This window comes from Treponema sp. JC4, from assembly GCF_000260795.1.
Lineage (GTDB): Bacteria > Spirochaetota > Spirochaetia > Treponematales > Treponemataceae > Treponema_D.
This window is the reverse complement of the sequence record NZ_AJGU01000054.1, coordinates 1-9,029: the sequence shown is the minus strand read 5'-3', so window position 1 is coordinate 9,029 and position 9,029 is coordinate 1. Positions and strand designations below refer to the sequence as shown.

Below are 9,029 nucleotides of genomic sequence, written 5' to 3'. Positions count from 1 at the left end.
TATCATATGCTGGAAAAAGATATTGAAGGTCTAGTTGCCAGCGGCTTTTTGGTGCACAGCGGTAGAAACCAAGCAGTTCAGCCCATAAGTGATTTTAGCGAATCTATCTACAACAATACTGAATATATAGCTCAAACAAAGAAGGAAGATGATGAAATTGAATTCATCTCCTATATGGCAGACCGTTATGAATCACGTCGTGGCGAAGATATTTCTGCAAGGGTGATACAAAGAGAATTATATCGTTATGAAAAAGCTCATAACTATCTTGAAGTGGTAAAAAGAGTCTCGGCTGAGCTTAAAGAATCTGAGTACCGCTTCTTTCTTTATGATGTTGCAAATGATGTTTTAAAAGGCGACGATTCCAGCCTCAATGCAACCATATCTGATTTATACGATGGGGGAGACAGATACAATGTGGCAACCGAAATGCTGGAAGAAAAACATGAACTTTTTCAGAAAGGACTCATCGAATTTGTAAAGAAAGGAAATCTTTCTGATGCAACTATTACTCTAACAGATAAAGGCCGTAAGTTAGTACTCGGAGATAAGGCATTTCTCTTTGAAGAGACTATCAATGATAAGAATCTTATTAAAACCGAATCCATCAAGGAAAAGCGTCTTTTCTACAGCTCTGAAAATCAGAAGGAAATTGACCGTCTCAAAGCAGCCCTTCAGGAAGAGAAACTGAAAGGCATCCAGCAGCGCCTTAAGGATGACGGACTTCCTGTTGGCGTTGCAGTTTTGCTGTATGGTGCACCTGGAACCGGAAAGACAGAATCGGTTATGCAGATTGCAAAAGAAACTGGTCGTTCTATCGTTCATGTCGATATCAGCGAGGCTAAGTCTGCCTGGTTTGGCGAAAGCGAAAAGCGCATCAAAAAGATTTTTACCAGCTACAAAAATGCCTGTGAACTTGCAGAAAAGAAGGGGGAACTTATGCCAATTCTTCTTTTCAACGAAGCAGATGCACTTATCTCTAAAAGAAAGAATGACACTTCTGGGAACTGCGCTCAGACAGAAAATGCAATTCAGAACATCATTCTGGAAGAGCTTGAGAACCTTAAAGGCATTTTTATTGCAACAACAAACCTGGCTTCAAATATGGACTCAGCTTTTGAACGCCGATTCCTCTTTAAGATTAAGTTTGAGAATCCATCAACAGAAGCAAAGACTTCTATATGGATGAATAAACTTTCCTGGCTCGATAAAGAAACTGCCACTGAGTTTGCAAAAGATTTCGATTTCTCCGGCGGCCAGATAGACAACATTGTAAGAAAGATTGCTATGAACGAAGTTATTACAGGCGAACGTCCGGAAATCTCAGATATCCGCGATATGTGTAGGTGCGAAAAAATCGATAATCCAGATGGCTCAAGACGCATGGGATTCTGTTTGTAGGAGACAATCATTATGGGTGAAATAAGAAGAATAGGAAGAGTTGCATATAACTCAGGAAGGGTAGAGCGGGTAACAAATTATTCCCCGGAAGAGCGGGCTGCAAAAATAAAAGAAATTGAACAGGCCGCAGCAGAAAGGGCGGAGATCCGTGCGTATCTTGCAAAATTTCCAAACCCGAATCACTTAACTTTTGCGGAACTGTTAGAACAGGCATTAAATAATAAAAAAACAAATGATGATGAACTTGCTTATATTTTGGATATAGGCAAGCACAAGACAGATAGTTCAGCTTACACAGTGGATATTGGAAGTCATCACTAATTATTATCTGGAGGAGGTCCAAAAGTGATTTATATTACCGGCGATACCCATAACACGGAAGACATGTCAAATCTCTCATCAAAGAATATGAAGCTCTGTTGCATGGAACAGAATGCAGATTTTCATGCAATCACAGCGGCAATCGTTCTTGGTGATTTTGGGCTTCCTTGGAATTCTGACTGTTCAATTGATGAAGCTGGAATCCATCCAAGTGATCATACAGACAGATATCTTCTAAAGTGGTACAAGCAAAAACCGTTCAAGATTCTGGCTGTAATGGGCAATCATGATAATTATGACATCATCGAAAAACTGCCTGAAGTAGCAATGTTTGGGGCTAAGGTTTTAAAAGTCAGTGATAACATATTCTATCTCAAGCGAGGCGAAATCTACACAATTGAAGATAAACGTTTCCTTGTTCTTGGCGGCGCTTTAAGTGATGACAAAGCCTGGCGCAAACCGCATGAATCCTGGTGGGAGCAGGAAGAGTGGAGTGAAGGGGAGAAAGAAACCTGTTTGGCAAAGGTAAAAGAAAACAACGAGTTTGATTTTGTTCTCTCACATACTGGTCCGTCAAATGGCATCGCCCTTACAGATGATTACTTCAGCAATGAAGAAAACCTAAAGCTGCTCCATCGCGATTCCAATGTTGTTTTTAATGACAAAATCGAATCATCCATCTCATACAAGAAATGGTTCTTCGGTCACTGGCACAGCGACTGGGGATATGAACATTATAACGAATCAAAATATGTTCCTCTGTATCATCAGGGGATAGTAATATAATAAAAAATGCTCATACTGAAACTATAGTTCCATCAAAGACTTTCTTTACGAGATGAACAGATAGTGGAAACGCATAATCAATACTCTGCAAAAGCCTTTGTTCTTCAGTAGAATATCTGACTTTATCCTCTGTATACATAACTCCGGTTGAATCATTTATTGCAATCTGCATATTCAGAGAAGAAATAAATCTGTAAGTCCAACCGGGTTTCTGTTCCATTTTTGTGGTACAAGATATTATTTAAGCAGATTCGCTGCTTATTTTTCTTTTACCTTTTCAGCCATCGCAAGTACTTCTTCTTTCCAGCGTTTTACAAGACGCGCAGGGGCAAGCGGTTCAGCCTGACAGCCCCAGCTCAGAATCAATTCCAGTACTTTATCATACTGACTTGATGAGAAGGAAACCGTGGTCGATTCATCATCTTCCGTAAAAGTCTGATCATCGGCCAGTTTGTGTTTTTTCATCCATTCTTTTGCATAACCAGTAAAGCAGATTTTATATTTCTCTATCTTATCACCCTTATAAGCTCCAAGACGGCCACCACCACTGTAATCGTTAATATCGTAATCTTCTGGGAGTTCAAACTCGTCCTTAAGAACAACAACATCTGCCATATAGTTCAAATCGTACAAAAGAACCATGTCCGCATATTCACTGTATGCGAAAAGATAAACTGAACCATTATCCAACACAAGCTGGAAAGGCCAGACAATTCGCTGAGCTTCATTATTGGTATATGGTTTTGTGTAACGGAATCTCAACTTGTGATTTTTCTGCAGGGCATCGTATACTTTCTCCCAGTTCTGGGTATTGATGTCGTATTCCATCTGTGGAGAAACAACCACACGGCCAGAAGAAAAGATTTTGTCGCTTTTGGCGATTTCCGGTTGAAGGAAGTAGATAAGATCTGTTACGCTATCATAAAGAGGAGTGTTCTTGAACTGCTGTAAAACTCCGCCAAGACTTGCAATAAGCGCAACGTTCTTTTTTATTTCTTCAGAACAATGCTCTGAGTAAAATTCTTCGGAAAACTTTTCATCGATAGCATAACTTCCATGAACCTGCTTATCTTTGATCAGATTATTCGCTTTGAGCTTTTTAATTGACCTCAAAATAGTGATATTAGAAACATCAAATTTCTTTTCAAAATATTCTGAGTTATATTTTATGTTTGGATTATCAGGTGCTTCTTCACGTAAAATACGAAGGATTTTTGCTCCGTATTTATCAACTTTAGGATGTGCCTCTTTTTCAACAGCCCTTGCATCACGCCTGTCCTGACGTTCTCTTCGTTCTTCTTCCGTAAGTCTTCTACTCATACTCATAGTTTATCACAATACTCTCAAAAGTCTATCATTTTATGATAGACTTTAATAGATAAACACTATCTCTGTTCAAGCGGTAATGAATAGTTTCTGGATACAACGAAAACAATATATCGCAAATCAACTTTATTAGCCTTTACTCGTTTTGCTTTACGTTCTTCAGTATAACTGACAAGAAGACTCATAGTTCCAGCGAGAAGTGTTGCTGTAATTACAATTGGAAGTAATAAGATGTCAGAAATAACAGCAATTCCGACTATCAGAGTTGCAATACATGGCAGACAGAAAGTGAATATATCATGCAGTTTATGATTCTTTACAACTGATGAATCTTTTATCCAGTTTGCAAAATAAACTGACAAAACCATAACATTTACAACCAAAAAAAATGCAATTACGCTTTCCATAAAGAACTCCTTGTGGCCTTTAAGAGGGCCGTTTTTCAACTTTATGGCTCTTATTATAATAGTCAACAGTGCCAACAAATGGCATTATAAAAATTTTTCTGCCAGAAACTTCAAAAATTTCTGCTAAAAACTCCTGATTGAAGTACCACAGGCCTTAAGAAGATCATCAACAGAACTTACACCCCATTTATCGGCTGCAAGCTTTACAATCTGCCCGCAGGTTCTGGAATCTTCTAGAGCATCGTGTGCAAGATATTCTATTCCAAAATGTGCTCCAAGATCTGTCAGTCTATGAGACAAGTCCGGCCAGGTCTTTTTAGCCAAAACAAGAGAATCAAAATATTCGAGATTTGGTCGAGCCATTCCAAAATATTCGCAGCAGCTCTGAATTACCGGCATATCAAATATGTTTCCGTTATGGGCCACAAGTGGAATTCCAGGAGTTTTATTAACGAACGGCATAACCATTGAATCCCAGATTTCAGGAAAGTAGGGCTTGTCACGAACATCATTATATGAAATATGATGAATAGTCTCTGTCCATTCAGGTATAAAATACATCTTGGCCGGATGGATCAGCGAATAACAGGAATCTGCTTCTTTTCCATCTATAAAACGTACAAGTCCTACAGAACAGGCACTGTTCCGGTACTGATTTGCAGTTTCAAAATCGATGGCAATGTAATCTAATTTATTGTTCATACAGATAATATAACATGAAAAGTCTATCAAACGATGATAGAAATATAAGAATATTGTATGATTCTTTCTTACATTTTAACATTACATAATACTAGTTATAATGTACCTTCTGTCTACCAAGAGACAAAAGGCCACAGAGAGTCTTCTATCTCTAAAAATCTACATCAGCAAGATATCTTTTTAATAAAAATGCGCAGAAATATGGGAACGTATGAATATTGTTTTCAAATCCAATATTTCCATGAATAAGTTTGATACCCGTCGTGATATCAGGATAAGAATCGCTTTTAATAAGAGTTGAAAGTGATTTAGCCTTTCCATTTGTAGATTTTACTTCTACAGGAACAAGAGATTTTTTAGTCCTTACAAAGAAATCCTGTTCTAGTGTTGAACTTTCTTTTTTATAATAGAACAATTCGTATCCCTGTTTACAAAGAGCTTCCGCAATTATATTTTCATACAAAGCACCCTTGTAAACATTCATGTTCTTGTTCGCCCGTAAATCATCCTGTGATTCTTCATCAAGATTTGCAACTAGGAGCCCTGTATCACGGAAATATAATTTGTATTTATCATCTTCATAATTACCTTTTAATGGCAAATCAGGAGTATGAAGACAATAGCAGATATTAATCATACCAGCATCATTCAGCCATTCTATACAGCCCCAATAATCTTTGAACTTTGCTCCGTTTGCAACTTTTGAAATCTGAAATTTTTTGCTTTCTTTTGCAAGCTGAACAGGAATATGATTGAACACATTTAAAACGCGGGTTTTATCTATGCCCTCCACGTACTTTTTGATGTCTTCCTTATAATCTGAAATCAGTTCCTGCTGCAGAGCAAGACTTCCTTCAAAAGTTCCTTTTTCAATATAATTTGAAACAACTTTTGGCATTCCACCTAAGATACAGTAATCAAGAAAAAGTTCATCAAAGGTTTTCATTGTAGTCTGATTAAATGCCACTCCTGATTTCATGTGAGAAAGCAAATCTTCTATTGTTTCTTTTCCATATCCCTTTGCCCACAAAAATTCCTCAAAGTCCAGTGACTGCATTGAAAATTCTGACTTGTACCCTACACTATTACTATGGATTTTTTTATAATTAATCCCGAGCATAGAACCGCTGCAGATAACATCAAATCTGCCATCAATACAAAAGGATTTTAAGCTTGCCGCAATTTCCGGGAAATCCTGAATTTCATCAAAAAGAATGAGTGTTTTTCCCGGATTAAATTTCTTAGATGGATCAATTCTAGAAATATTTTTTATTATGGATGAAGCTTCAAAACCATCTTCGCATATAGATAAATATTTTGTTTCAAGCGCAAAATTTATGCTTACAAAGTTTTCATAAGTTTCTGCAAAATGCTCAATAGACTTTGTTTTTCCTATCTGACGAGCGCCTTTTACGATAAGGGGCTTTTTGTCCTCAGAAACCTTCCAAGAGAGTAAATAATCATCTATCTTTCTTTTCAAATACATAGTGATATTATAACACACTTCTTCTAAAATGTGAGCGAAAATATATAGAAAAATACTATTTTATGAGCGAATATTTAATGATAATTACTAATGTATGAAGGAATAATTAACAAAATTTACTAATTCATGAGCCAATCAAGAATCCGATTTCCGTCATCGCCCTACCCTTGCACCTTGTGCATAACATAGCGGACCTTACCAACTACGCGGAAGTCCTGGCTTTCATTGCCTTCTGTCATTTCCTTCGAGATTTGTCAAATAGTGATTTAAAAAAGTTTACTCACCTTTTATTTACCAACCATATTCTTCTAGGGTTTTATTACCAATCAAGCGGAACCGTGGGTAGTCAAGTAAATCACAGCCATAATAAATTGTCAAAATAGAAATACGAGTTCCTTCTTCATAAAAAACTACAGTTGGCTTATACCAAAAATCAATATCCGTCTCAAAAGAATAATCTTCTTTCCATCGAATATTTAATGACTCTAATTCATCTTCATATTTTTCAAATTCATAAGATATAATATCTTTTGTGTAAATACATGTTTCCTTACAGCCTCTACAAATATTTATAATTCCCCCACGCTGCATAGTACGTTCCATATAGTATTCAAGCTTTTCTTCTGTTACATTAATTTTTTCTGCTTTTGGTATAGGCTTTTGTTCTATCTGCTTTTCAGTTTGCTGTTTTGATGTATTATTTTTACAAGAAATAAAGAAAACTGTTATTAATAAAAAGTATTGAATTATTTTTTTCATGCCCAAGAATATAAAACATATTGTTATTATTTTCAATAAATTAAATTGTTCTATGGATTATATTCAGTTGTTTTTTTATGTTTAATTCACCATAAATTTCAAACCGTGACAATTTGTCACGGTTTTCTTTCAGGAAGGTTTTAGAAATTATTTCTTAGTTATTTCAATTTTAAGAATTTGTCCATTATGTTCTGTTGCTACATAACCTGTAGTAGAATCAGCACTAGGTATTACAACCGAATATTTAAAAATTGTTGTTGTTGCCTCAAAACTTCCATCAGAATTTTGCTTTACTGAGTAAGGAAGTTTCTGGCCCTTTGTAAGTCTCCAGTTGTCACTTCCGCCAAAATAAAGAGCTTCAACATTTTCGCAACGACAAATTATTGAACCATTAACTTCTACCTTATCAAAAACAAGAAGCTTTACATCATTTTTTACTTCATCTGTAAAAAAATCTTTTGTACTTCCATACCAAGAAGTTCCGTCAAATGGGTTAGCAGAAACTGAACTGCTTCCGCTATCACTACTGTCATTTGCACAAGAAACAAAACCGGCAAGCAATACTGCTGTAAGCAAACAAATACACAATTTTTTTAATACTTTCATTATTATTTCCTTTTATATATAAATATCTTATTCATTTCTTATGAGTAGTTCAACTTGTCCTGTTATTTGCTAAGTGTAATAAGTTATCCCTGAATCTTATGCCTTACATATCTTACTTTACCAATAATCTGTAAATATTCACTATTCTTACTTACTTCAAAAGCCGGATAAACAGGATTATCTGAAATAACTCTTATTCCTGTAAGAATTTTCATAAGTCTTTTTACATAACCGCCGCTCAATTACACTTGCAAAGTCCTGGACCAAAGACGGCTGGCAGATGAAACGGGAGTTTCTGAGCCCGTGTGTTACAACGGATATAACAAAAATTCCAGGAATAAAATAATATTTATTCCTTTAGTCTCTGTTTTTATAACTGTATAAATCAATTAAATAGCTTTTTCCATGTACGGAGAGAATCTTTTATTAAATCTTCAAAATTATCAGGTAAAATATAAGAACTGTAAGGGAAAATTGATTTTCTATTCAGAATCGATTTTTATTTTGTTTTCTGATATATTAAAAAAATCGGGGCTGTAGCTCACCTAGCGTTTGAATGGCATTCAAAAGGCAGTCGGTTCAACTCCGGTCAGCTCCAATTATAATTCAAATTCCTTAATTAAGAAATTTATAGTTTCTTTATGCTTTTCTTTATTTATTGAACAAACCGTATGCCTTGCCCCAGTAAACATTCCCTTAAAGAATTTACCATTTTCTCGTGATACAGTTTTAATCCATTCAACTTTAGCAACCCACTCGCAAGCATCATTGTTATGATTTTCTTTCATATTAGGTTGTTTAAGTGAAAGTTCATATAATTTTTTCCCATCAATTAAAAACTTGTCTATAGGAACTGCTTCTTCGATAATTTTTCCAAATCCTACATAACCACCAATATCATTAGCGCGTTTCTGGTAAGCAAAGAAATAATCACCCTTTTTAAGGCTTTTTATTTCTTTACTATAATAATACCCATTATTGTTTTTCTGTCCGGCCGAAATAAATGCATATTTCAAATAATCATCATAATTTCTATGGTCACCTTCACCTGTACAGTAAAACATAAAATTGTCATTATTTCGATTTGTTTTTCTTTCGTATTTTACATTTCCAATAGTTGTTTTAATTGTTTTAGACATTCCATTTTCGATTGAGGTATTAAACTCATTACTGATTGTGACAAAATTTCTGATAATATCTTCAGTCAAAATATGTGCCTGGTTCCAATAAGAATC

Annotated in this window: 12 protein-coding genes, 1 tRNA gene and 1 pseudogene; 5 read left to right on the top strand and 9 right to left on the bottom strand. The window is 35.5% G+C overall.

Annotation, left to right across the window (positions count from 1 at the left end; translation table 11 throughout):
- The 3 genes from MSI_RS12265 to MSI_RS12255 form a co-directional block, all read left to right on the top strand.
- A partial coding sequence (locus MSI_RS12265) for an ATP-binding protein (RefSeq protein ID WP_155815617.1) occupies window positions 1-1,401 on the top strand: 1,401 nt, incomplete at its 5' end.
- 12 nt (window positions 1,402-1,413) lie between these two features.
- Window positions 1,414-1,722 carry a hypothetical protein gene (locus MSI_RS12260; protein WP_009107550.1) on the top strand — a complete coding sequence of 103 codons (309 nt, stop codon included), beginning with the start codon at window positions 1,414-1,416 and terminating at the stop codon, window positions 1,720-1,722.
- A 24-nt stretch (window positions 1,723-1,746) separates the two neighbouring features.
- Entirely contained in the window at window positions 1,747-2,508 is a 762-nt protein-coding gene (locus MSI_RS12255) for a metallophosphoesterase (protein WP_009107547.1), read from the top strand.
- Between the two features lie 10 nt (window positions 2,509-2,518).
- Here MSI_RS12255 and MSI_RS12250 read toward each other — a convergent pair whose 3' ends face one another.
- From MSI_RS12250 to MSI_RS14740, 8 genes are all read right to left on the bottom strand, one after another.
- Complete coding sequence (locus MSI_RS12250; protein ID WP_009107545.1) at window positions 2,519-2,728, bottom strand: hypothetical protein; 210 nt, start codon at window positions 2,726-2,728, stop codon at window positions 2,519-2,521.
- 38 nt (window positions 2,729-2,766) lie between these two features.
- A complete protein-coding gene (locus MSI_RS12245) occupies window positions 2,767-3,828 on the bottom strand; it encodes a YafY family protein (protein ID WP_039924889.1) in 1,062 nt (353 codons plus the stop codon).
- A 65-nt stretch (window positions 3,829-3,893) separates the two neighbouring features.
- Window positions 3,894-4,241 (bottom strand): hypothetical protein, encoded by a 348-nt coding sequence (locus MSI_RS12240; protein WP_009107539.1) that lies wholly within the window; start codon window positions 4,239-4,241, stop codon window positions 3,894-3,896.
- A 123-nt stretch (window positions 4,242-4,364) separates the two neighbouring features.
- A complete protein-coding gene (locus MSI_RS12235; protein ID WP_009107536.1) occupies window positions 4,365-4,943 on the bottom strand; it encodes an exonuclease domain-containing protein in 579 nt (192 codons plus the stop codon).
- Window positions 4,944-5,094: 151 nt separating this feature from the next.
- Window positions 5,095-6,429 carry an ATP-binding protein gene (locus MSI_RS12230; RefSeq protein WP_009107535.1) on the bottom strand — a complete coding sequence of 445 codons (1,335 nt, stop codon included), beginning with the start codon at window positions 6,427-6,429 and terminating at the stop codon, window positions 5,095-5,097.
- A gap of 291 nt (window positions 6,430-6,720) precedes the next feature.
- Entirely contained in the window at window positions 6,721-7,188 is a 468-nt protein-coding gene (locus MSI_RS12225; RefSeq protein WP_009107533.1) for a hypothetical protein, read from the bottom strand.
- A 147-nt stretch (window positions 7,189-7,335) separates the two neighbouring features.
- Window positions 7,336-7,794 carry a hypothetical protein gene (locus MSI_RS12220; RefSeq protein ID WP_009107530.1) on the bottom strand — a complete coding sequence of 153 codons (459 nt, stop codon included), beginning with the start codon at window positions 7,792-7,794 and terminating at the stop codon, window positions 7,336-7,338.
- Window positions 7,795-7,877: 83 nt separating this feature from the next.
- Window positions 7,878-8,036 (bottom strand): S24 family peptidase, encoded by a 159-nt coding sequence (locus tag MSI_RS14740; protein WP_192807770.1) that lies wholly within the window; start codon window positions 8,034-8,036, stop codon window positions 7,878-7,880.
- Between MSI_RS14740 and MSI_RS15205 the strand changes: the two genes are divergently transcribed.
- Both MSI_RS15205 and MSI_RS12215 read left to right on the top strand, forming a co-directional pair.
- Window positions 8,036-8,140, top strand: a complete 105-nt coding sequence (locus tag MSI_RS15205; RefSeq protein ID WP_081481394.1) for a DUF4113 domain-containing protein — start codon at window positions 8,036-8,038, stop codon at window positions 8,138-8,140. The genes MSI_RS14740 and MSI_RS15205 overlap by 1 nt on opposite strands.
- A 184-nt stretch (window positions 8,141-8,324) precedes the next feature.
- Window positions 8,325-8,392, top strand: a tRNA-Ala gene (locus tag MSI_RS12215).
- A gap of 1 nt (window position 8,393) precedes the next feature.
- On the opposite strand, the pseudogene MSI_RS12210 reads toward MSI_RS12215, so the two are convergent.
- Window positions 8,394-9,029: pseudogene (locus tag MSI_RS12210) on the bottom strand (hypothetical protein); the annotation flags it as partial.